General features: G+C 65.4%; 22 protein-coding genes. 4 read left to right on the top strand and 18 right to left on the bottom strand.

Translation table 11 applies throughout. The annotated features are described in order from the left end of the window. Positions 1-2: 2 nt before the first annotated feature. Together CHX26_RS05465 and CHX26_RS05460 are read right to left on the bottom strand one after the other, a co-directional pair. Complete coding sequence (locus CHX26_RS05465) at positions 3-2138, bottom strand: oxidoreductase (protein ID WP_104941499.1); 2136 nt, start codon at positions 2136-2138, stop codon at positions 3-5. Further along, entirely contained in the window at positions 2135-3214 is a 1080-nt protein-coding gene (locus tag CHX26_RS05460) for an alkene reductase (protein WP_104941498.1), read from the bottom strand. The genes CHX26_RS05465 and CHX26_RS05460 overlap by 4 nt, the downstream gene beginning before the upstream one ends. Positions 3215-3299: 85 nt before the next feature. Here CHX26_RS05460 and CHX26_RS05455 point away from each other — a divergent pair, with 85 nt between their 5' ends. Then, positions 3300-4052: an SDR family oxidoreductase gene (locus CHX26_RS05455; RefSeq protein WP_104941497.1), complete on the top strand. Its 753-nt coding sequence runs from the start codon at positions 3300-3302 to the stop codon at positions 4050-4052. 83 nt (positions 4053-4135) lie between these two features. On the opposite strand, the gene CHX26_RS05450 is transcribed toward CHX26_RS05455, so the two are convergent. The 13 genes from CHX26_RS05450 to CHX26_RS05390 all read right to left on the bottom strand — a co-directional run bounded on the left by CHX26_RS05450 (position 4136) and on the right by CHX26_RS05390 (position 17752). Further along, positions 4136-5218 (bottom strand): Rieske 2Fe-2S domain-containing protein, encoded by a 1083-nt coding sequence (locus tag CHX26_RS05450; protein ID WP_104941496.1) that lies wholly within the window; start codon positions 5216-5218, stop codon positions 4136-4138. Positions 5219-5340: 122 nt separating this feature from the next. Continuing rightward, complete coding sequence (locus CHX26_RS05445) at positions 5341-5844, bottom strand: Lrp/AsnC family transcriptional regulator (RefSeq protein ID WP_104941495.1); 504 nt, start codon at positions 5842-5844, stop codon at positions 5341-5343. Beyond that, positions 5841-6320, bottom strand: a complete 480-nt coding sequence (locus CHX26_RS05440; RefSeq protein ID WP_104943282.1) for an Lrp/AsnC family transcriptional regulator — start codon at positions 6318-6320, stop codon at positions 5841-5843. Before CHX26_RS05440 ends, CHX26_RS05445 begins: the two co-directional genes overlap by 4 nt. A gap of 97 nt (positions 6321-6417) precedes the next feature. Further along, positions 6418-7683 (bottom strand): spinster family MFS transporter, encoded by a 1266-nt coding sequence (locus CHX26_RS05435; RefSeq protein ID WP_172449720.1) that lies wholly within the window; start codon positions 7681-7683, stop codon positions 6418-6420. Beyond that, positions 7683-8441, bottom strand: a complete 759-nt coding sequence (locus CHX26_RS05430; RefSeq protein ID WP_104941493.1) for an SDR family NAD(P)-dependent oxidoreductase — start codon at positions 8439-8441, stop codon at positions 7683-7685. The genes CHX26_RS05435 and CHX26_RS05430 overlap by 1 nt, the downstream gene beginning before the upstream one ends. 28 nt (positions 8442-8469) lie before the next feature. Beyond that, positions 8470-10002 carry an amidase gene (locus CHX26_RS05425; protein WP_104941492.1) on the bottom strand — a complete coding sequence of 511 codons (1533 nt, stop codon included), beginning with the start codon at positions 10000-10002 and terminating at the stop codon, positions 8470-8472. 12 nt (positions 10003-10014) lie between these two features. After that, positions 10015-11115, bottom strand: coding sequence for a Rieske 2Fe-2S domain-containing protein (locus CHX26_RS05420; RefSeq protein ID WP_172449719.1), 1101 nt, complete (start codon positions 11113-11115; stop codon positions 10015-10017). Between the two features lie 38 nt (positions 11116-11153). Further along, entirely contained in the window at positions 11154-12020 is an 867-nt protein-coding gene (locus tag CHX26_RS05415) for an amidohydrolase family protein (protein WP_104941491.1), read from the bottom strand. A 1-nt stretch (position 12021) separates the two neighbouring features. Then, positions 12022-13686, bottom strand: coding sequence for a class I adenylate-forming enzyme family protein (locus tag CHX26_RS05410; RefSeq protein ID WP_104941490.1), 1665 nt, complete (start codon positions 13684-13686; stop codon positions 12022-12024). After that, entirely contained in the window at positions 13683-15272 is a 1590-nt protein-coding gene (locus CHX26_RS05405; protein WP_104941489.1) for an AMP-binding protein, read from the bottom strand. The genes CHX26_RS05410 and CHX26_RS05405 overlap by 4 nt, the downstream gene beginning before the upstream one ends. Before the next feature lies 1 nt (position 15273). Further along, a complete protein-coding gene (locus tag CHX26_RS05400; protein WP_104941488.1) occupies positions 15274-16143 on the bottom strand; it encodes an SDR family NAD(P)-dependent oxidoreductase in 870 nt (289 codons plus the stop codon). A 138-nt stretch (positions 16144-16281) separates the two neighbouring features. Next, positions 16282-16983, bottom strand: coding sequence for an EthD domain-containing protein (locus CHX26_RS05395; protein ID WP_104941487.1), 702 nt, complete (start codon positions 16981-16983; stop codon positions 16282-16284). A 7-nt stretch (positions 16984-16990) separates the two neighbouring features. After that, a complete protein-coding gene (locus CHX26_RS05390) occupies positions 16991-17752 on the bottom strand; it encodes an SDR family NAD(P)-dependent oxidoreductase (RefSeq protein ID WP_104941486.1) in 762 nt (253 codons plus the stop codon). A 143-nt stretch (positions 17753-17895) separates the two neighbouring features. On the opposite strand from CHX26_RS05390, the gene CHX26_RS05385 reads away from it, so the two are divergent. The 3 genes from CHX26_RS05385 (at position 17896) to CHX26_RS05375 (ending at position 20932) form a co-directional block, all read left to right on the top strand. Further along, complete coding sequence (locus CHX26_RS05385; protein ID WP_104941485.1) at positions 17896-18669, top strand: SDR family NAD(P)-dependent oxidoreductase; 774 nt, start codon at positions 17896-17898, stop codon at positions 18667-18669. Positions 18670-18686: 17 nt separating this feature from the next. Next, positions 18687-20381, top strand: a complete 1695-nt coding sequence (locus CHX26_RS05380) for an FAD-binding protein (protein ID WP_104941484.1) — start codon at positions 18687-18689, stop codon at positions 20379-20381. A gap of 116 nt (positions 20382-20497) precedes the next feature. Then, complete coding sequence (locus CHX26_RS05375; protein WP_172449718.1) at positions 20498-20932, top strand: VOC family protein; 435 nt, start codon at positions 20498-20500, stop codon at positions 20930-20932. A 38-nt stretch (positions 20933-20970) separates the two neighbouring features. On the opposite strand, the gene CHX26_RS05370 is transcribed toward CHX26_RS05375, so the two are convergent. From CHX26_RS05370 to CHX26_RS05360, 3 genes are read right to left on the bottom strand one after another with little or no spacing between them, the layout of a single operon-like run. Beyond that, positions 20971-21603 (bottom strand): nuclear transport factor 2 family protein, encoded by a 633-nt coding sequence (locus tag CHX26_RS05370; protein WP_104941482.1) that lies wholly within the window; start codon positions 21601-21603, stop codon positions 20971-20973. Next, positions 21600-21974: a cytochrome P450 gene (locus CHX26_RS05365; RefSeq protein ID WP_104941481.1), complete on the bottom strand. Its 375-nt coding sequence runs from the start codon at positions 21972-21974 to the stop codon at positions 21600-21602. The genes CHX26_RS05370 and CHX26_RS05365 overlap by 4 nt, the downstream gene beginning before the upstream one ends. Beyond that, positions 21971-23305, bottom strand: a complete 1335-nt coding sequence (locus tag CHX26_RS05360) for a DUF1254 domain-containing protein (RefSeq protein ID WP_172449717.1) — start codon at positions 23303-23305, stop codon at positions 21971-21973. Before CHX26_RS05360 ends, CHX26_RS05365 begins: the two co-directional genes overlap by 4 nt. Positions 23306-23394 lie beyond the last annotated feature (89 nt).

Genomic DNA, 23394 nt, shown 5'->3' with positions numbered 1-23394 from the left:
GCCTAGGCCCCAAGCAGCCGCGCGACCGTCTGAGCCGCGCCGCGGATAGCGCCTTCGATATAGCCCACGCCGTTGCAGTCGCCGACGGTCTCGACCGTGAAGCCCTCGGCCCGCAGGCGTTCGGCCAGCGCCACATCGCCGCTCGCCCCCATCGCCACGATCACATTGTCGGCCGCCACCATGCGCGCCTCGCCCCCGACATCGGTGAAGGTCACGTCGCTTTCGCCGATCAGGAGATCCTTGACCCCGCCATGCATCGCTACGCCGTGTTCGCGCAGTTCGGCGATCAGGCGCATCCGGCGCACCAGCAGCAGCCCCTTGCCGAGCCGTGGGGCGGGTTCGAGCACGGTCACCTCGCGCCCGCGCTCGTGCAGGAATTCGGCCAGCTCCAGCCCCACCAGCTCGCCGCCGATGATGGCGATCCGCTTGCCCAGCGGCATCCAGCGGCGCGAGGCGGTGCGCACGAAATCGAGATTGGCGGTGATCCCCGTCGCCGCGCCGATCTTCGTCGCAAGGCGCGTGGCAAGCCCGGTCTTGCGCTTCAGTTCGTCCGAACCCTCGCCGAGCAGCAGCCTGCGCATGTCGTCGCCGCTGAACACGTGCGGCAGATCGCCCCCGGCCAGCGCGGGCATGTCACGCCGCGCGCCGGTTGCGACGATCACCGCATCGGGCGCGAGGCTGCGCAGCAGTTCGGGCGTGGCGGTGGTCTCCAGCCGCACCTCGACCGACGAACGCCCGATTTCGCGCACCAGCCAGTCGAGCAGGCGCTCGTTGGCGGGATAGGCGAGCGCCGCGATGCGCAGCGTCCCGCCGAGCCGCGCGCCCTGTTCGATCAGGGTGACACGGTTGCCCGCCTCGGCGAGCCGCAGCGCCGCCTCCATCCCGCCCGGCCCGCCGCCGATCACGACGTAACGCTTGCCCGCCACTTCCGGCGCGGCACGCTCGCACTCGAAGCCGGTCTCGGGATTGACCGCGCAGCGCAGCGGCTCGCGCACGTAGGCGGTCGAAACGCAGGTGTAGCAATAGACGCAGGGGCGCACGCTTTCGGGCGCATTGCCGGCGATCTTGCGGGGCAGGTGCGGATCGGCCAGCAGCTTGCGGCCCATGGCGAGGAAATCGTAAACGCCCTCGGCAATGTGGCGGTCACCCGCTTCCGGCTCGACCCGGCCTGAAGCGATGATCTGAACGCCGACCGCGGCCTTGATCGCGGCGGCTGCGGGGATGTTGGTTTCCGGCTCGTGCGGGATATTGCTGGCCGAATGCAGCTTGCCCTGTCCGCCATCGTGATAGGCGCTGACGGTGATCGCATCGACACCCGCCGCCTCGACCATGCGCGCGGTTTCGATCGCGAGATCGAGGGTAATGCCGCCCTCCTTGCCGACTTCCACCGAATCGAGCTTGACCCATAGCGGGAAGTCCACGCCAACGGCCTCGCGGATCGCCGCGATCACCCGCATCAGCAGCCGGGTGCGGTTTTCGAGCGAGCCGCCGTATTCGTCGGTCCGGGTGTTGGTTTTCGGCGAGATGAAGGACGAGATCAGGTAGCCGTGTCCGGCGTGGAGCTCGATGGCGTCGAACCCGGCCTGCTTGGCGCGCGCGGCGGCGGCGCCGAACTGCTCGACCACGTGGTCGATGTCTTCGCGGGTGAGCAGCCGGATCTGCGGCACTTTGCCGCTGAAGGCCTTCATTTCCTCGGGCAGGAAATAGTCGATGAAATCGCCCTTGAACGGCGGCGGATAGCACGGCGCCCAGAGCTCCTCGCCAAAGGCATCGGCGGAGTATCCGGCCACCAGTCCGCCATGATGGAGCTGGGCGGCGATCTTCGCGCCGTGGGCGTGTACGCGTTCAACCAGCGCGCTGAGGCCGGGCAGGAAGCGATCGTCGGAAATCGCGGTCTGGTTCGGCTGCACCGCGCCGGTCGGCCATGCGACCCCGGCGACCCCGGTAATGATCAGCCCCGCTCCGCCCTTGGCCTGCTCCTCGTGATAGGCGATCAGCCGCTCACCAACTGTGCCGTCGGGCTCCGACAGGCTGACGCCCATCGCGGTGACGAGGATGCGGTTGCGCATTTCGAGCGCGCCGATCCGGCCCGGCGAGAGCAGGTGCGAATAGCGGCCAGATGTGGGGTTGGCGGTCATGCTGTCTCTCCTGCAACCATCGCCGGGTAGGTTGTGTAGCCGCGTTCCTCGCCGGTGTAGAGCAGGCTGTAGTCCGGTTTGGCGAGGGGCGCGCCGGCGCGGATGCGCTCCACCAGGTCGGGATTGGCGATGAAGGCGCGCCCGAAGCTCACCGCCTCGGCGCAGCCTGCTGCTATGAGCGCGGCGGCGCTGTCGGGCTTGAGGTTGTTGTTGGCGATCACTGGCCCGCCGAAGGCATCGCGCACCATCGCCAGCGTATCGAGATCGTCCAGCCCCATGTCGACAACGTGGCAATAGGCGAGGCCCAGCGGCGCGGCAGCCCTGAGAAACGGCACGAAGGTTGCCGCAGGATCGGACGGATCCATGCCGTTATAGGGGTTGCCAGGGGAAATGCGGAAACCGACGCGCCCTGCCCCGACCGCCCCCGCCAGCGCGGCGAGCACCGCGACGGGAAAGCGGATACGGTTCTCCGATGATCCGCCATACTCGTCGGTCCGGTGGTTGCTGGCAGGATTGAAAAACTGGTTGACGAGGTAGCCGCTGGCACAATGTAGCTCGACCCCATCCATCCCGGCAGCGATCGCGTTGCACGCGGCCTCGGCATATTCGGCGAGCAGGGCGGGGATTTCGTCTGCAGCAAGCGCGCTAGGTTTTGCACAGGGCATTGGCGTGCCGTCGGGCCCTGGAACCGGCACCGGACAGGGTATCGCCGAGGGCGCGATCACTTCCGCCTCGAAACCGCGATTGGCCGGCACCACCACCCGCCCGCAATGCATCAACTGCATCACGATCCGCCCGCCCTTTGCATGAACCGCCCCGGCGACCTTGCGCCAGCCCGCGATCTGTTCCTCCGAGTGAATGCCCGGCGTGCGCCAGTAACCCTTCCCCGCAGGGCTAGGCTGCACGCCCTCGGTGACGATCAGCCCCGCGCTTGCCCGCTGAGCGTAATATTCTACCATGAGATCGGTCGGCACATCGTCCGGTCCTGCCCGGTCGCGGGTCATGGGGGCCATGACGATGCGGTTGGCGAGCCGGATGTCACCCAGCCGAGTCGGGGCCAGAAGGGCATCAACCATTCGAATCCTATCCCTTAAATCGGTCATTGACCATTCTTTGCGTTATCTTGTAGCCTAATTGTTACGCATATCAAGGAGAGGCGGGATGAATTACGGGTTTGATGGCAAGGTTGCGCTGGTGACCGGCGCCAGCGGCGGGATCGGCCGCGCGACCGCGCTGGCCTTCGCCGCCTCTGGCGCGGCAGTGGTGGTCTCCGACGTCAATGATGCAGGTGGCGAGGAAACCGCCGCGATGATCGCCGCCGCCGGAGGCACCGCGCTTTACCAGCGGTGCAACGTGGCCGAGGCGGCCGAGGTCAAGGCGCTGATCGCCCGCGCGGTGAGGGACTATGGCCGCCTCGATTTCGCCCACAACAATGCCGGCATCAACAACATGGGTGCGGACGAATATGACGACGCGGTGTGGGCGCGGGCGATCGGGGTGAACCTGTCGGGCGTGATGTATTGCATGCGCGAGGAGGCAGAGGTGATGCTGGCGCAGGGCAAGGGCGCGATCGTCAACACCTCGTCGATCAACGGGCTGGTCGGCAATGGCGCGCAGCCGGGTTACACCGCGACCAAGCACGGCGTGATCGGCCTCACCCGCCACGGCGCGCTGCGCTGGGCCAAGGCAGGTATCCGGGTGAACGCAGTCTGTCCCGGCGTGATCGAAACCCCAATGACCGCGCCGCTCACCGCCAATCCCGAAATCCGCAAGGTGATGGACGGCATGACCCCGATGGGCCGCATGGGGCAAGCCGAGGAGATCGCTGCCGCGGTACTGTGGCTGTGTTCGGATCAGGCGAGCTTCGTCACCGGTCATCCGTTGGTGGTCGACGGCGGCGCGACCGCCACCTGATTGCCGCGCGCAAAGCAAAAGGGCCGCGCTCCGGCGATGGAGGCGGCCCTTTTTTGATGCGTGCTCTAAGTCCGCAACGCCCGTCAGGCGGCGGTCTCCCACGGGGCGGACTTGGTGCCGCGAGTGGTGTAGCGGCCATTGACCCGCGCCTGGAAGGTCTTGGCCTGCGCGCGCGGGTTGTAGAACTGGCGATACCAGATCCGCACCTTGTCAAACGGCCCGTCGCCGCGCACCATCATCGGGTGGATGCACGGGCGCTTGTTCGACCAGATCTCGAAATCCTGCGCGAAGGCATCGACCCCGGCTTCTTCGTAGGACGAGGCGAGCGCGCGGTCTTCCTCGGTCGGCATCTGGTTGCCGACCTTGACCATCAGTCCGTACCACACCTTGATCACCCCGTCGTCGATCGGCGTATGCGCGATCAGCATGTGCGAGGGGTTGGCGCCGATCATCACCGACTGGAGAATACCGGGGCCTACATACCAGGTATCGTTGGTCATCGGCTCCCCGCCGTCAGCCGCCAGCGTGCGGTGCCCGGCTGAGAGGATCTGGCGGCAGACGTGGTCTTCGAAGGCGTTCTCGAAGCTGTCGATCGCGATCGAGCCGTGCACCGGTTCAAGGTGCGCCTTGTCGGCCATGTTGTCGACCACCTCTTGTGGGTGGCAGGCGAGTTCACCCAGCTCGCGCACATTCCAGTTGACCCAAAAGGGCGCATCGTAATTCTCGAAAGGCGGCAACTCGTGATCGGGTTCCAGTCCTTCGGGATCGTGCCAGGCCCAGAGGCAACCGGCGCGCTCGACCACCTTCCAGCTCTTGACGCAGGCCGACTTCGGGATCGGGGCAGGCGAATAGGGGATCTGGTTGACCCTGCCGTCCGGCCCGAAGCGCCAGCCGTGATAGGGGCAGCGGATATTGTCGCCCTGCACATGCTCGCCGTCCTTGACGACATAGGAGGTGGTGTTGCGGCCAAGGTGCGTGCCCATGTGCGGGCAATAGGCCTCGATCATGAAGACCTTGCCGCTCTGCCCGCCGCGGTAGAGCACCATGTCCTCGCCGAAGTAGCGCACCGAGAGCGGGGTCGAACCGACCTCGTCCGAGCGCGCGACCATGAACCAGCCGCGCGGGTAGGTGAAATCGCCCAAGCCATAATCTGCAGTGGTCGCCATGCCTCTCCCTCCAAGAGTTTCGACTCTCCTAAGGGAAACGCAGGAGTTTTGCAATAGGTCTACGTATGGGCAAGCCGAAAATAGTCTATTTATCGCATTCGCGTAATTTATATATCTCAATATTACGCATCGTCATCGAGCGTCTCGATCCGCGCACGATCGGCTGCGGTGATCCGCACGACGCGGGCGTTGTACTTGACGGTCTTGACCGCGATTGAGGTTTCGACGTGATGCACGCCGGGCATCGAGAGTATCTGGTTTGAGGCGAGTTCGAGCAGATTGTCGAGCGAGTTGAACAGGCAGATGGCGAGGATGTTGAACCGCCCCATAGTGATCATCACTGCATTGACGGCGGGCAGCTCGGCAATGCGCTCAGCGACGCCGCGCACGTCGCTGACATTCACTTCCACCCCGATGAACGCCATCCGAGCCGAGTCCGCCAGGCCGAAACTGGTGATCGCGGTAAAGGAAATCAGGCCGTCCTGCTGGAGCCGCTTGATGCGCCCGCGCACAGTGCCTTCGGTAACGCCCAGATCCAGTGCGATCTTGCGGTTCGATACCCGTGCGTCGCGGGCGAGCGCCTCGATCAGCTGGCGATCGAGTTCGTCAAGCTGGGCTATGCTCATACCTCTTCCCTCGCATCGATCGGGGCAACGTCGAACTTGTACTTGATTACGTCGACCGCGATGGCCGGAACCATAGATCGGATGCCGGGGATCTTGCCGAACTTGTTGAGAAACAAGTCGGGCAGCTCATCGAAATCGTGCAGCGCGACCAGGATGTCGATGTCATAGCGTCCGGTCACCAGATGGGCGGCGAACACTTCGGGGAACTGGACCAGCTCCTCGATTACGTCGATCGCCGGACGGCCATCGACCTCAATCGCGACCTCCATCAACACGTTGTAGCCATGCGCCGAGAAGTCGGACACCGCTACGACGCGCAGCTTGTTGGCGTCTTCCATCCGCCGGATGCGGGCCGATACGGTCGCTGCGGTGAGGCCAAGCGTATTGGCGATCTGCTGGTTGGTCGCCCGGCCGTTCAGCCGCAGCTGCTCGACGATCGCGCGGTCGGCATCGTCAATCTGGAAGTCGTTGGACATATTGCCCACAAACTCCGAATTTGACGCCTCGTCAAGCTGACGGGCAAGCGTTCTGCGTCGCGGCGGCATCACAAAAGCCCGCAGGCAGAGGCTGCGCTCATGCCGCTTCGGACAGCGCGATCCGGTCGCGCTCGAGCCGGCTTGCCGCGAGAAAGGCCAGCAGCCCTGCCAGCAGACCGACTGGCACGATGATGGTCAGCGCCTGTTGCAGCGAGGCGGCATTATCGCCCAAGCTCTCACTGAGCGCTCCGGTCAGCCACGGGCCGATGAAGTAGCCTAGCAAGGTCGTCACCGCGACGAACAGCGCAGTGGCGCTGGCCCGGTAGGCCGAGGGCAGCATGTACTGGAGCGCTGCGAACAGCCCCACCGACCACCCGCCGCCAAGTAGGCCACAGGGGATCGCCAGCCATTTGGCGATAGCGAAGGTGGGTGCCCATACCGTCGCCACCACCAGCACCGTCGCTGCGCCGAGCGCTATGGCCGAAAGCAGCGCCGGCCAGGCACGGTTGCGTTTGGACAGCCGGTCGGCCAGCACCCCGAAGCCGAGCATCCCGATAAGTCCCGACATGCCGAAATTGACTGCAAAGGCGGTCTTCGCCTCGACCGGATCGATAGCAAAGCTGCGCGCGAACAGTTCCGGCCCCCAGTAGCCGAAGGAGATGCCCGACATGATCCCGAGCCCGAAGCCCACCGCCATCAGCATGAAGCTGGGGGTTCGCCCCAGCATCGCGGTCAATTTGCCGAGCGGGACGATCACCTGCACCTCGCCCTCGATCTGCCCTTCGCGCGGTGGCTCCTTAACCACCGCCAGCGCGATCAATCCTAGGACAATGCCCGGTAGCCCGATCGCAAAGAAGGCCATGCGCCAGTCGGTCGCCTCAGCGATCGCCGGTCCGCCCGCCTGCCCTGCAATCTGGCCGATGTAGGTTGCAAGACCCAGTATGGCGAAGGCCAGGCCGCGGCGTTCGGGCCGAAAATAGTCGGACAGCAGCGAATAGGCCGGCGCGACGAAAGCCGCCTCGCCCAGCCCGACTGCAACCCGCGCCAGTGCGAGGCTGACCGGGCCGCTGGCAAGCCCCGTCGCCGCCGTCGCGAGGCTCCACATCATGCATCCCCCAGCGATGATCCGCACCCGTGAGGAACGATCCGCCAACCGCGCGAAGGGCACGCCCATCAGCACGTAAAACACCACGAAGGCTGGCCCCATTAAGAGGCCCATAAGGTTGTCGCCAACCCCGAACTCCTCCTTGATCGGCCCAACCAGCCCGGTCAGCAGGTAGCGGTCGGCAAAGTTGAAAATGTAGATGAGCAGCAGGATGCCAAGCACCAGCCACGGGTTCGAGCGGGGGGGCGCGGTTTCCATCAGTCGCGCTTGATCATGCCGCCGTTGACGTGCCAGACCTGCCCGTTGACCCATGCGCCGTCATCCGAGGCGAGGAAGGCAACCGCCGCCGCTATGTCCTCCGGCTGGCCCAGCCGGGTGTGCGGCACGCCCCTGAGTGCATTCTCGACATACTCCTCGGTGAGGTGCTGTTTGACCGCCTCGGTCAGCACCACGCCGGGGCTGACCCCGTTGGCGCGAATGCCCTTCTTGCCGTATTTCGCCGCGACATGGCGCACCAGTGCGTGGATCGCGTTCTTGGTCATCGGGTAGGCGACCTGGAAGGCATTGCCCCCGATCGCCGCGCCAGACGAGGTGTAGATCATCGCGCCGCTGCCCCTTTCAAGCATCACCGGCAGCGCGGCCTGCGTGGCGAACATGTGGCTCTTGGTGTTGATCGCGAACGAGCGGTCGAGCACCTCCTCGGGGCAGTGGAGCGCGTCGATATCGCCCTCAGTCCCGCCCGCGAGGTTGGAGTGGTAGAAATCGAGGGTGCCGAATTCGTCGAGCGCCGCCTGCACGATCGCAGCCTGTGAGGCGGCGCTGGTGCCGTCGAGATGGACGCCGATGGCTCTGCCGCCCTCGGCACGGATGGCCTCGGCGGTTTCCTTCGCCCAGTCCTCGGCGATGTCACCGATAACGACGCTCGCGCCTTCCTCGGCCAGCCGCCGCGCGGTGGCTGCGCCGATCCCGCGACCGCCGCCGGCGACCACCCCCACCTTGCCCTGCAATCCCCGCATCGTTCGTTCTCCGGAAAACTGGTGTCTGTCAGACCTGCGCGCGCCGCCCGGCCCAGGGCGCGGCGCTTTCGAGCTGCCCGGCAAGGCGGAAGAGCAGCGCTTCCTCGCCATAGCGGCCAGTGAACAGCATCCCGATCGGCAGGCCATCGGCCGACATGCCGAGCGGCACCGACATGCTCGGCTGACCGGTGAAATTCGCCATCTGGGTGAAGGGCGAGAACATCGCCGCGCGCTGCCCCCATTCGGCAAACGGCACGCCGGGCGTGAGGTTTATCCGCCCCAGTTCGAGCGGCGGCGCCGCGAGCGTCGGCGAGAGGATCACATCGTAATCCGCCATGAACTGCCCCACCGTCACCGCCGCACCCTGCATGGTGTTGTTGGCCCGCGCGAAATCGGAACCGGTGGTGGTCTTCCCGTACTCGACGAAAGCCAGCGTGATCGGTTCGAGCACATCCGGCCCGGTTTCGATCCCCAGCGACTTGGCGCGATCGAGAATATCGGCGGACAGCGACGAGGCGATCAGCACGAAGCTGGCCTGACCGAGCGCTGCTGCATCAAGCTTGGGCACGGCTTCCTCGACATGATGGCCGAGACTTTCGCACAGCTTCGCCGTCTCGTTCAGGACCCGCATGCATTCGGGATCGACCGGCGCGCCGTTGGAGGGTGTGCGCATCAGCGCAATCCTGAGCTTCCCCGGTGCGCGCCCGACCTGCGAGAGGAACGTGCCGTCGGGGGTGGGGGCCGCATAGCGCGATCCAGGCTCGATCCCGTGCGTCACGTCGAGCAGCGCAGCCGAATCCCGCACTGACCGGGTGATGACATGCTGGGTGGAAAGCCCGCCCCAGCCCTCTGTACGATAAGGCCCCATCGGCGTGCGCCCGCGCGAGGGCTTCATCCCGAACAGGCCGCAGCACGAGGCCGGAATGCGGATCGACCCGCCGCCGTCGCTCGCATGGGCGGCCGGAATCACGCCCGCTGCCACCGCCGCCGCCGCGCCGCCCGATGAGCCTCCGGCAATCCGCGCGGGGTTCCAGGGGTTGCGCGTGGGGCCCATCAGGGCGCTTTCGGTGGTACCTGTCAGCCCGAATTCGGGGGTTGTCGTCTTGCCGAAAACCACCAGTCCGGCGCGGCGATAGCGCGCGACCAGTTCGGTGGTGAAGAGCCCGCGCTGGCCCTTGTTGATCCGGCTTCCGCCCTCGGTCGGCAGGCCTTCGATATAGGCGGCCAGATCCTTGAGCAGCCAAGGCACCCCGGTGAACTGGCCTTTGGGCAAGCCACGGGCGATTTCGGCACGGGCAAAGTCGTAGTGCTTTTGCGCCATGAAGTTGAAGCGCGGGTTGAGCGCCTCGGCGCGGGTGATGGCCGCTTCGAGCAGCTCGCTAGGCGAAGCCTTTCGCCTGCGGACCAGATCGGCAAGCCCCAGCGCATCATGCCTGTCCAGCACCTCGCCCATTCCTTTCGCCTGTCCAGCCACCCCGCCCCCGGCCATGCCGACAGCGGCCAGCGCGGTCCCTCCGGCAAGAACGGCGCGGCGGGTGGCCTTGGTCGGATCGGGTATCATCGGCCTTGCTCCTCAGCTGCGCTGCGAGGCCGGAACCCCGTCACCGGCGGCGTAGAAGCGCGCATAGAACTTGCGGAAATGCGGGATCGGGCCATCGCCGTCGCAGATGATCGGATGGGGTTCGTAGCGCATCCGGTCCCACACCACCTTGTCCTGATCGAGCTGCTTGTTGACGTCGCGGATGATCGCGCGGGCGACCCCTGCCATCGGCCCCTCGGCCTGCGCGCGCGGCTGGGTGTAGCAGTAGATCACCTGCAGCTCGTCCTGCTCGACCGGGATGATGCAGGCGACCAGCAGGGTCTCGCAGATGCCGGTGAAACGCACCCAGGCCTGCCCCGGCCCCATCGCGGCGCTGGTGATCGCCCCGTCGACCATGCCCTTGGGGGTGCCCATCTTGGCCCGCACTACCGAAGCGCGGTCCCACTCGCCCCATTCCATCTCGGCGGTGGGCAGTTCGGCGGTCCCGTGGATGAACTTGAAGTGGGCGAAATCGACCCCGTTCTCGGCCATGTTCTGGATCGAGCCGAAGATCTTCCATTCGACGATGTCGTAGGGCGTCCAGTCGGGATCGCTGGCTTCGGGCAGTTCGACCACGTCGTAGATCGGCGCTGCATCTTCGGGGTGATACCAGACCCACAGCCACTGGTTGGCTTCGCGGATGTGCCAGGTGCGGGTACACTTGCGCTTGACCTGCGGAGGGATCGCCTTGGCGTAGGGAATCTCCTTGACCACCCCTTCCTCGCCGTCATAGCGCCAAGCGTGGAACGGGCATTCGAGCAGGTTGCCGTGCACCTTGCCGCCGTGGCCCATATGCGCGCCGAGGTGCTTGCAATAGGCGTCCATCATGCGCGCCTGCCCGTCTTCGCCGCGCCAGACCGCCAGATCGCGCCCGAAATAGCGCGCTGGCTTGACCTCGCCTACCGCCAGATCGCGGCCGAGCATGAAGGGATACCAGCCGAACGGATAGCCGATGTCGAGATTGCGCTCGGCGGCCGGGCGACGGTTGGCGATATCCGCCACGCGCCACGCCTCGCGCTCCTCCTTGCTCATCTTCTCGAGCACCTGCCACACGGCCACAGGCGCGGTGCGGGCATCGGTTGCGGTATCAGTCATCTTGTCCTCCCCGGCCTCGCCGGTTGTCCGTCAGTCGTTCAGAGCTTGAAAACCCGGCGTGCATTGTCGCGCAGGAACTTGGGCCACACCTCGTCCTTGAGCGGCACGTTCTCCATGTCGGACATGATCCGCTCGAGGCTGAGGCCCATCGGGAAGTATCCGGCGTAGATGATCTTGTCCGCGCCGCGCGTGTTGGCGTAGTCGATGATCGCCTTGGGGTAGTGCTTGGGGGCGAAGGCGCTGGTCGAATAGTAGAGGTTCGGCCACTTCAGCATCAGCTTGACCGCGAGATCCTGCCACGGCTCGGCTCCGTGGCGCATCACGATTTTCAGGTCGGGGAAAAACCAGCACACCTCGTCGAGATGCTCGACCTTCTGCGTTTCCATCGGGATGCGCGGGCCCGGAATGCCGACATTGAGGCAGATCGGGATGTCGAGTTCGACCGCGCAGGCGTAGAGCGGGAACATGTATTTGTGATTGATCGCCACCTGCGGCAGCGTGCCGGCGGGGAACACGCTGATCGCCGACAGGCCCACTTCGGCATGGATGCGCTTGATGCGGCGCACTTCCTCCATCCCCTTGTTGGGATCGCAGGGCAGATCGAAGAAGAACCGGTCGCCATACATTTCCTTGGCGCGGCGCGAGGTGGCGTTCTCGTTCCAGCCGATCAGCGCCTGGGCGATGCCGTGCTTGTCCATCTGCTCGACCGTCCATGTGACGTAGTCGTCGGCATGGCCGGTCTGGGGTACGTCCTTGAACATGTATTGCGCGGGCATGGAAAACTGCTGGAGCGTCTCGGCGTCCTTGATCAGCGGCCGGAAGGCGGTGAACCAGTCGGAGCGGTCCTCGGCCTCGGGAATGCCGAGCATGCAGTCGATGATGCCGATGTCCTTGGGGAAACCCATCTCATTGCTCTCCGTAAAGCTTCGGCCAGGCGGCGCGCAGGACGATCTTGTCGACCTTGCCGACGTGATTGCGCGGTAACGGCTCGCTCACGATCGCAACGTGGCCGGGTGCCTTGTAGCGCGCCAGCCGTTCGCCGACCCAGGCCTTGACTTGCGCTTCCGTCAGCCCTTCACCGCGCACCACCGCGACCAGCAATTCGCCGAGCCGTTCGTCCGGGATGCCGAAGGCCGCGCATTCGCCGACTCCACCGAGTTCGCCCAGCACGCGTTCAACCTCGGCGCAGTAGATGTTCTCGCCGCCCGAGATGACCATGTCCTTCACCCGGTCGACGATGAAGATGTAGCCTTCCTCGTCGATGTAGCCGACATCGCCGGTGCGCAGCCAGCCATCCTCGGTGAAGGCGGCAGCGGTGTCTTCGGGCCGGTTCCAATATCCGGCCATCACCATCGCGCCCTTGAGCTGGATTTCGCCGCTTGCGCCGGTCGGTTGAACCGTCCCATCCGGCGCGACGATTCGCACCTGCGCCAGCGGCAGCACCCGCCCGGCAGACGAGCGTTTTCTCAGGAAGTCCTCGCCCACCGCCTGGGCGAGTGAGCCAGAAGCCTCGGTCATACCGTAGCCGGTGCCCATCACCGCCTGCGGACAGGCCTCGCGGATCGCATCGAGCAGGTTGACCGGCAGCGCCTGCCCGCCCGAGGCGATGTTGCGCAGCGAGCTGAGATCAGCCTCGCCCGGCTTTGCGCGGTGGAGCAGATCCCACAGCATCGTCGGCACCGCGGAGAACATGGTGATCTTCTCCGCCGCGATCAGGCGCGCTGCTTCTTCCGCGTCCCAGCGGCGCATGATCACGACCTTGGAGCCGGCGAACAGCGGCGACAGGAAAGCCGCGCCAAGGCCCGAGATATGAAACAGCGGATAGACCAGCAGCACCGCCTGTTGCGGCATCGCGGCGACCAGCTGCGCAGGCTCCATTCCGTGTGCGCGGGCCATGTTGTGCAGCACCATCGCACCCGACAGCTGCATCAGCATCAGCCCGGTGATCAGGCTGCGATGGGTCAGCACCGCGCCCTTGACGCGGCCTGTGGTCCCCGAGGTGAACAGGATCGCGGCCGGATCGAGCGGCGTCGCAAGGGTCGGCTCTACTGGCGCGGCGGCGCGGCGGGCGATTTCCGCTTCGCCGAACGGCCGGGTCAGGTCGAGCATCCGCCCTTGATAACCGCCCTCGCGTATCAGCGCGGCGCGGCGGCTGTCCGCCAGCACCACTTGCGGCGTCACCTCGTCGATCATCGCCACCAGCTCGGCCGGAGAGCCGCGGCTGTTGAGCAGTGCTGCCACCCCGCCCGCCTTGATCACTGCCATGAAGGCGACGATCCATTCCGCGCGGTTCCGCATGCAGATCGCCACGCGATCACCGCGCCTGATGCCGAGCATCGGGGCCAGCTCGTCACGCCAGACGAAAACCTGTTCGAAAGTCAGCCGCCGCTCGCTGCCGTCGGAGGAAAAATCGACGAGGAAGGTCTTGTCGCCGTGCCGCCGGGCGGAATCGATCATCAGCGCCAGATCGGGCGCGGCGTTGGCGAATTGCAGCAGGCCGTCGCGCTCGACCAGTTCGAACGGCGTGCCCGGCGCGGTGACAGCGGCAAAGACGGGATCGATCTGGCTCATGACGCGCTGGCTGCCAGTTCCTTGGCCCAGCGGTAGTCCTGCTTGCCGGCGGGCGAGCGGCGCACCTCATCGACCCACACCAGCGCCTTGGGCACCTTGTAGCCCGCCAGCCGCTCGGCGGCGAAGGTCTTGATGGCGTCATAGGAGGGGAGCGTCGCCGGATCACGCGCGGCAAGGATTGCCACCACCCGTTCGCCCCACCGCGGATCCGGCTGTCCGGCCACGACCGCGTCGGCAATCTCCGGATGGGCGCGCAGCACTTCCTCGACTTCCTCGGGGAAGATCTTCTCGCCGCCCGAATTGATGCAGGTCGAACCGCGTCCGAAGACCGTGATCATCCCGTCGGCATCACGCCGACCGGCATCGCCCGATACCGCCCACAGCCGGCCGTCGATAGTGACGAAGGTCTCGGCGGTCTTCACCGGATCATTGTAATAGCCGACCGGCGTATTGCCGCCGCGGGCGACGAAGCCGGTCTCGCCCACCTCGGCGATCCGTCCGTCGGTTACCACCTGCTGCTGATCGCTGGCGACCAGCCGCATCATGCCCTCGCCCGAAGTCTGGGCCTGACCGGACACGCCAGTTTCGGTCGAACCCATGCCGTCGGTGATCGACGCACCGGGCAACAGCGCCTTGAGATCGTCCTTGAGATGCTGCGAAAACACCGCACCGCCCGAACCGAGATTCACTACCTTGGACAGGTCCCAGCGCCCCGGATGCGCGCGGAGGGCATCGCGCAGTGGGCCAGCCATGGCATCGCCGACGAATTGCAGCATGCTCGCGCCCTCGCGCTCGGCCGTATCGAGCACGCGCTCGGGATCGAACACGCGGCCTTCGTCGAGGATAATTGTGAGGCCGTTAAGCAGCGCGCTCCATACAGCCCACATCGCCGCCATGTGCATCAGTGGCGCAAGCGGGAACAGCGAGAGCGGGTAGCTGTCAGTCGCGCGTGAGGCAATGTCCTGAGGCACCGCGATCGGCCCGTGCGGGTTGAAGAAGCCAGCCCCGCCCGCGCAGGCGAAAATGAAGGCGCGATGCGGCCACATCACGCCCTTGGGCATCCCGGTCGTGCCGCCGGTGTAGGAAAGCAGGATATCATCCTCGCTGCGTTCCCACGGCCCGCCGGGGTCATGCGCCAGCAGATCGGCGTAGGCGACTGAGCCCGCAATATCCGCCTGTGAACCATCCGCGACTGCGACCGAGACCTTCAGCGTCGGCACGTCGCCGCGCACCTCGCGCATCAGCGGCGCAAACTCCGCATCATGGATGATCGCCGCAGAATCGGCATTGGCGAAGAGATAGCGCAGTTCCTCAGCGCGGTAGCGGTAATTGACGTTGAAGGGTACCGCGCCAAGTTTGCAGGCAGCGATGAAGGTCTCGATATAGGCGGGGCCGTTCTGGAGATAGAGGCCAACCGTGTCGCCACGCGTGATGCCATGCGCCGCGAGCCCCGCAGCGAGGCGGTCGCAGCGGTCATTCAAATCGGCAAAGGTCAGCCGCGCAGAATCGGAGATAAGGGCCATCCGGTCCGGCACCGTGCCAGCGACCGTCTCGAACAGGTCGGCAAGGTGGAACCGCGCGGCCATGTCAATAAACGGCGGCCGGGTTCTTTGGGCGCGGACTGCCGAGCATTTCGCGGTAGCTCGGCTTGTCCTTGCCGCGGTCGGTGACACCCAGCACCTTCGCGATTTCGGCACCGATCAGAGTCTGCCCCGAAAGGTCGTCACGATTGGGCGCAGCGGCGATGGCGTCGATGATGTGCGCGGTGAATTCGGGGTTCTCGGCTGCCTCGATGAAGCCTTCGTACTGCTCGGGATTGGTCTTCTGCGCGATCAGCGATCGCTCGGTGACCAGCGGCCCCATCCAGATCGACACCGCGATCACACCGGTGCCGCGCAGATCATGCTCCATGTCGTGCGCGAACTTATCGACGCCCGCCTTTTGCGCCCCGTAGGCCGGCCCGTGCATATAGCACGACCCCCCGAAGGACGAACCGAAAGCGATCACGCCCGAGCCCTGCGGCACCATCATCCGCGCCGCGTGCCAGCTGGCGACATAGGCGGAACGCAGACCGACATCGAGGATCCTTACCGCATCGAGATCCTTCTCCCAGAAGGGCTTCTTCTCGATCAACTGGTGGTGGATAAAAGTCGCATTGTTGACCAGCACATCGAGCCGGCCCTGCTCCTCGGCGATCTGCGCGAACAGCGCGGCCACCTGCGCATCGTCGGCATGGTCGCACATCACCGGGATCCCGGCGCCGCCTGCGGCGGTGACTTCGGCGGCGGTCTCCGCGACCGTCCCGGGCAGCACTGTGCCGTCCCAGCCCTTGGCATCGCCCGGCGCAAGGGTGCGGCCCGTTACATAGACCGTATAGCCCATTTCCCCGAAGCCGCGCGCGATGCCGCGGCCTGCACCACGGCTCGCACCGGTGACAAGCGCCACCTTCGATGCCATTCCATTCCCTCCCACGAGTCGACGCATTGCCGTCGTTGCGCTTCACTATAGCGGCGTCTTGCGGATTTCCTAGTCAATTTTTTTACGCAAAGAGTGATTTTTGCGCAGCGTCAGCCGATAATCGCGTCGCAACTGAGATCAGAAACTGTATTGCCCTGTGGGGATAACATCGATCGTGCCACGGTCGATGAAGCGGTCGCAGCTTGCCATCATCCGATCGAGGTTGGCCTTGAACCGCTGCGGGTCGCCGGCCGCGTCGAAAAACGCAAAGGGATCGGTCAGCGCGGCCTGTTCGAAGCATTCCTCGACAATCGCGACATAGGGCGGCGCACCGAGGGTGATCGCGCGAACCACCACGTTCTGCACATATTCGAAATTGGCCTGGGTCTCGATCGCGACAAGCGTGTGGTGATCCTGCCAGATTTCCAGCCAGTCTTCACGCCCGAGCCTTGCGGGCAAGGTCAGAAAGGCCATCTGCGCCCATCCGCGCGTCCGCTCGCCGCGCACCGGAGGGTGGGCCGTATTGGCGATGATGATCGATTCCGCCACCACCCAACCATGCCATGACACGCAGAGGCTATCGAGCACGTCATCGATGTCTTGCCGCAGCAGATGGTTGGCAGATGGCACCCAGAACTGCACCACCGCATCATGCTGGCGCGGGCCGCGTGACTGACGCAGCGGCGCTCCCGCAGCGACCCCCGCGTCCTCGACATTGAGGCGGATGCGGCTGGCTCCGGCATCGGCCAGCGCCGTTGGCAGGCGTTCGAGCAGCCCGGCGTTGAACCGCTCGCGATCCACCCCCGCTTCGGCCCACAGGAGACAGACGAGCTTCTCCATTGCCCGCTCAGTCGAAGTTGGCCTGGCCGCCGTCGAGCGGGATAGTCGCCCCGGTTAGGTAGCCGAAATCATCCGAACACAAGGCAGCAACTGCCCTGCCGACATCCTCCTCCAGGCGCCCGATGCGACCCAGCGGGATCGTCCGGAAAAAGGCTTCGGCTTCGTCGGGGTTGTTCGCCACCCACCATTTGAGGCCCGGACTCTCGGCGTGCGGCGCAATGGTCAGCACGCGGATGCCATCGCGCCCCCATTCTGCTGCCGCGGCGCGGCTGAGCACGCGAGTGGCTTGCTTGACGGCGCCGTAGGCGCCGTAGCCGCTCATGTCCCAGCGGATGCCCGCCGACGAAGCCAGATTGACGATCACCCCGCCTCCCCGCGCAAGCATGTGGGGATGGACGAGCTTCATCAGCCGGAAGCTGGCCAACGGGCCGGATTCGAAGCCAGCGATGAATTTCTCGTCACTCACCTCCAGCAACGCGCCATTGGGCGCTTCCTGCGCATTGTTAACGAGAATATCGAGCCCGCCGAGCTCTTCCGCAGTGCGTTCGACCATGGCGGCAAGATCGCTCGAGTCCTTGACATTGCCTTCGATTGCGAGTGCCTTGCCCCCGCGCTTGGCAATAAGCGCGCAGGTCTGCTCAAGCTTGGCGAGCGTCCGGCCGGTCACAGCCACTGCTGCTCCTGCGGCCGCCAGTGCGAGTGCAATGCCTTGCCCGACGCCCTGTCCGGCTCCGGTCACCAGTGCCACCTTGCCGGAAAGATCAGCCATCGGATTGTCCTATTCTACGAAATTCGTAATCAGAGCATTAAAAATTTACGCGTCAGCTTGACACTAGAGTATTATATACGTCAATTGCGTTTTTCAATCGCGCCCCGATAAATCGCAATGACGGCGCGGAACGGGAGAAAGCCATGCAGCAGGATCTGGCGGACAAGGTCGCGCTGGTGACAGGGGGCAGCGACGGAATCGGGCTGGCCACCGCCGCGCTGCTGGCCCGGCGCGGGGCTCAGGTGGTCATCTGCGGCCGACGCCCCGAGCAGCTCGAAACCGCGCGAGCACGGATCGCGGGTGAAGGCGGCAAGATCGAGGCCGTTACACTCGACGTGACGGACTTTCCCGCTTTCGAGGCATTGATCGCCGACATCGCGGCATGTCACGGGCGGCTCGACATGCTGGTCAACAACGCCATGTCGACCCACTATGCGCCGATATCGCGGCTCAAGCTCGAGCATTGGCGCAAGGACTTCGCGGTCAACGCCGATGCCGTGTTCGTCGGCACCAAGGCAGCAATGGCGGTGATGGCGGCGCAAGGCTCGGGATCGATCGTCAACATCTCCTCGACCACTGCGATCAGGGCGATGGCGAATTACTCCAGCTATTCCGCTTCAAAGGCGGCGCTGATCCAGTTCACTGCGGTCGCGGCAATGGAGGGCGCGCCGCAGGGCATCCGGGTCAATGCGATCGTGCCGGGGCAGGTGAACACCGCCGCCACGCTCGATTTCGCCGCCAAGGCGCCCCAGCTTGCCTCCAGGACGGCGGATGCGATCCCGATGCGACGCGGCGGCGAGCCGGAGGAACTGGCCGAGGCGATCGTTTTCATGCTCTCCGATGCGGCTAGCTACATCACCGGGGTGGCGCTGCCGGTCGATGGCGGCAAGGCCGCGCAGCTCTACATTCCCTCCTGACGCGAAAGAGCACGGTCATGGCAGCGCAGTGGGACAAGGAAGTTGACGTTCTCGTGGTCGGCTCGGGCGCGGGCGGGATGCTATCCGCGTTGGTAGCGGCGAAGAATCATGCCGAGGTGCTGATCGTCGAGAAGGAAAGCCTGTGGGGCGGCACCTCGGCGACCTCGGGTGCGGGGATCTGGATCCCGGCCAGCGACCAGGCCGCCGCGGCAGGTTTTCACGATAGCGTCGAGGACGCTTTCACCTATGTCCGCGCGCTTTCCGCGCCCAACGTGCCGGACGCAAACATCCGCGCCTATGTGGAGAACGCGGCCGGAATGCTGCGTTGGATGGGGAACAACACCCCGATCGAATACCACGCCTTCCCCTATCCCGACTACCACGCCGAGAACCCCGGCGGATCGCCCACCGGCTATCGCACGCATATGCCTCTGCCCATTGATGGGAAGAAGCTGGGCGATGATGTGCGCACCCTGCGCTTCGCCTCGCCTGCGGCCTCGCTGTTCGGATACCTGAACTGGCATTTCGACGAGACCTACATCCTGCTGTTCCGGGCCAAGGGCTGGCCGTGGCATCTCGCCAAGAGCCTCGCGCGCTACTGGTTCGACTGGCCGTTCCGCTTCACTTCGCGCAAGGACCGGCGGCTTACGCTGGGCAATGCGCTGGCGGGTGGCCTGCGCATGGCGCTCAAGGATGCGGGTGTGCCGCTATGGCTGAAGAGCCCGCTGGTGGAATTGGTGCGCGAGAACGGGAGGGTTGCCGGCGCGGTGATCCGACGCAAGGGCAAGCTTATGCGGGTGGCGGCGCGCAAGGGCGTTGTGCTAGCCGCGGGCGGCTTCGACAAGAACCTCGATATGCGCGCCGCCAACGCCCCGCTCTACCCTGAGCCGCTGCTGTCCGGCGGCACCAGCGGCAACACTGGCGATGCGATCCGCGCCGGGCAGGCGCTGGGCGCGGACGTGATGAATATGCAGTCGGCCTGGGCCGCGCCGGTGTTCTACGTGCCCGGCGAGGATCGTGGGCGGCTGTGCACCATCGAGCGCGCGTTGCCGGGCTCGCTGATGGTCAACCAGAAGGGCGAGCGGTATCTCAACGAGGCGGCGTCCTACCACGTCACCGGTCAGGTCATGGCCCGCCGCCAGCGCGAGCATGGCGATGCCAGCCCCTCGTGGTTCATCTTCGATCGCACCTATCGCCACAATTATCCGGTCGGCCCGCTCTATCCGATCGTGCCGGACTGGGCGCACTCCTCGGCAGTGCGCGGTATCCTCAAGAAGGGCCGCACCATCGCCGAACTGGCGCAGGCCATCGGCTGCGATCCGGCGGCGCTGGAGGCGACGCTTGCGCGCTACAACATCCATGCGGCCAAGGGTGAGGACCCCGATTTCCAGCGCGGCGCGGCGACCTATGACAAGATGTACGGCGATCCGCGCGTCAGCCCCAATCCCTGCCTGCGCCCGCTCGAGAAAGGGCCCTTCTATGCCATGCCGATCTATCCCGGCGATATCGGCACCAACGGCGGGCTGAAAACCGACGCGCGGGCCCGGGTGCTGGACGGCAAGGGACAGCCGATCGCCGGTCTCTACGCCATCGGCAACAGCGCCGCCTCGGCGATGGGCGAAAGCTATCCCGGCGCGGGCGTGACCATCGGCCCGGCGCTGACCTTCGGCTATATCGCGGCAAATGACCTGACCGGAGCCAACGCGAGTTAGGGTTGGCGAATATAGCCGGTAGGCAAGAGCATTCGCCGTGCTGCTGTCGCTTTATCCTGCATCAATTCTGCTTTTTGGAGTGAAACCGAATGGGGCTTAGGGGTGTCAATCGCATCATGATCGCCGTGCACGATCTGGCGGAAGCGAAAACGAAATACAGCGACCTACTCGGTGCCACATTTATCGATGCCGACTGGACCGGTGAACCTTGGGGTATCAATGTCTCTATCGCTTGGGATGCGGGGATAGAATTGTGCGCGCCGATGCCCGGCCGGGAGAAGAATAGCGCGATATCACAGTTTCTGGCGCATCGCGGCGAGGGAGTCATGAACGTCTTCTTCGGCGTCGACGACGGCGAAGCAGCGGTCGAGCGCGCATCGGCTCTGGGCTATCGGAGCGTGAACGCACTCGACTACACGCAAGACGAGATTGACCAGTACCTGGGAGGCCTCTTCACAAGGTATCAGGAATTCACACTGGATTCGCATAAGCGTTGCGGATTTTCCATCACGCTTGCCCGGATCGATGAAAAGCTCACCTCAGCGATCTGAGCTGAACTCCGAGCGCACAATTCAGGCCTCACAGTTAATCAGTCCGCGCGCACTTTCACCTTCGGGGCAGCGGCACCTCGACGCATCGCATTGAGGAAGCCCTCGAGCGGGGCAGGCTCGGCCACCGGCCCGCCGTGGTCGCCCTCGCGCGCCCAGTATTCGGCATAGCTCGGGAACAGCTTGTGGAAGTTGCCTTCCACCCACTCGGTGCCGGGCCAGCGCATCTTGTTGTCGCCGACGGGTGGCTTGTTGAGGTCGGTAGCGTACCAGTAGAGCGGCAAGCGGCGGGCGAAGAACCAGCGCCCGTCCTGCCGCACGTAATCGTCGACATACATCATCTGCATGATGACCCACTCGTCACCGGTCTCGTGCTCGTTCTTGGAATAGACCACCCCGTGCGCATGATCGGGATCGTCGAACTCGATCACGTGGCCGCCGATGTGGTGCGAGGTGCCGGTGAAGGGCGAGCGCAGCGTGCGGTCCATGTAGGCGCGCAGGGCCAGCCGCCCGCTCGCCTCCTTGCCGACGCGCACATCCGCGGGGAACAGCGAGACCATCGCGTCCATGTCGCGCATATCGAGCGCGAGCGCATACTTGGCCGGCAACTGACGGATCGCGTCGAGCGATTCCAGCCGGTCGATCCGGGCTTCGAGCGAGGCGGTAACGGTCATGGCTTCATCCGTATCTGCACCGGCAGGCGCTTGAGGCCGCCGGTATGGTTGGTCTTGACCCATTCGGGCTCGCCCGCAAGCGTGATCGCCTCCACCCGCGCGGCGATCTCGGCGATCAGCGCCTCAACCTCCATTTCGGCAAGGATCCGGCCGAGGCAGTGATGCGCTCCGTAGCCGAAGGCGAGGTGGCGGTTGGGGCTGCGGTCGATGCAAAATTCGTGCGGGGCCTCAAAGGCGCGCTCGTCGCGGTTGCCTGACAGGTACAGCAGCGCGACCTGTTCGCGCACGGCGGCAAAGCGCGCAGCGATGCTGACCCCGTCGGCATAGGCATGGGGCGAGAAGGCATCGATAGTGCTGGTCGGGCGGGTCATTCGCCGACCCTTTCGACCGGTGGCGGGGCATAATCGCCTGCGAGCGCGGCAGCCTGCGGGAGATAGAGGCGCAGCACGAGATGGAATGGCCCCGGCGGCACCGGCAGCCAGTTGGCGGTGCCGCCGGGCGGCGGCGTGGCCGAGAGCCGGAGCGTCAGCCCGCCGTCCGCATCACGCACCAGCCCGACGGTGCGATCGCCGATGCTGTAGCGTGCGATGGCATTGGCAACCAGCTGCGAGGACGCGCGGTCATAGGCCGAGAGCGACCAGAAGGCATCGACCGGCGGCAGCTCCCCGGGGGCGAAGCGGATGCGGTAGCTGCGCTCACCCGTCAGCAGTTCGCCCCGTTCATCGGTGATCGCGGCCGGATAGATCGACTCGCGCGGATCATTGACATAGCCACCGCGCGCCACCTCGGCCCGCAACAGGTAATCGTAGCCCGGATCGGCCATCTCGCCGGACCACATCCAGCCGTTGCGCACGTTGGTCGGTTTGAACCCGCGCCGGGCCAGCACCTGCGGCCCAATCCTCAGCGCGCACCCCAGCCCCAGCGCGCGCGCGGGCGGCAGAGCGTCGGCATCGAAGCTGACCGAGGGCCCGAAGCCTGCCGCATCAAACTGCGCCATCAGCGCGTCCTCGCCCGCACGCATCGGCAATTCCTTCAGCGCGGTATTGAGCATGGCAAAAAAGGCGATGCTTTCGAACGGGCGCAGCGGTTCGGCCTCTTTAACCGGCGCTCCCGGCGGGGCGCCGATACGGATCCGCTGTGCCAGCGCCCGCGCCGCAGCCACGTCTGCGGCATCGGTCGCGAGCACCCGTCCGAGCATCCACACCGTGTCGGTCGCAAGCATCACCGCCTCGCCCCCCGGAGGCGGCGTGGCGCCCGGCCCGACCAGCGCATAGCGCCGAGCGACCCCGCCATTGGTCCGGGTGCCGAGATGCACGGGGCGTCCGTAAAGATCCATGAACGCAAGTGTGTAGTAACGCGCGCCCAGCGCCGGGACGTCGAGCATGACCGGCCCCTGCGACAGATCGAGCCAGGCATTGAGATAGAGTGTGTCGGCATTGGCGGCCCGCAACTGGCCCTGCGTTTCCGGGGTCAGCAGATGCGGATAGATGGCGATCCGGTTGACTGGTGCCGCCACAGGCTGATCGGGCGCAACGCGGCTGGTCTCGTTATGCCGCTGCTTGAGCAAATCGACCACCGGATAACCATAGATAAAGCCCTGCAAGCCCTGCGCCAGAGCGAGCGCCGCTTCGGGTTCCTCGGTCGCGGCGTAGCAGGCATCAGCATCAGGCAGGGCAGCGGCAAGCGCCAGAGCAAACAGCATTCTCCCTCCTTGAATCGCGCAGATTTTTTCTATTTTTGCTACGCTAAAAGTATTTCGATTGCCATCTTTATCATAAACGCGTAAACTAG

This window comes from Porphyrobacter sp. HT-58-2, assembly GCF_002952215.1.
Lineage (GTDB): Bacteria > Pseudomonadota > Alphaproteobacteria > Sphingomonadales > Sphingomonadaceae > Erythrobacter.
The sequence above is the reverse complement of the archived record's forward strand: the minus strand, read 5'-3'. Positions and strand labels throughout refer to the sequence as shown.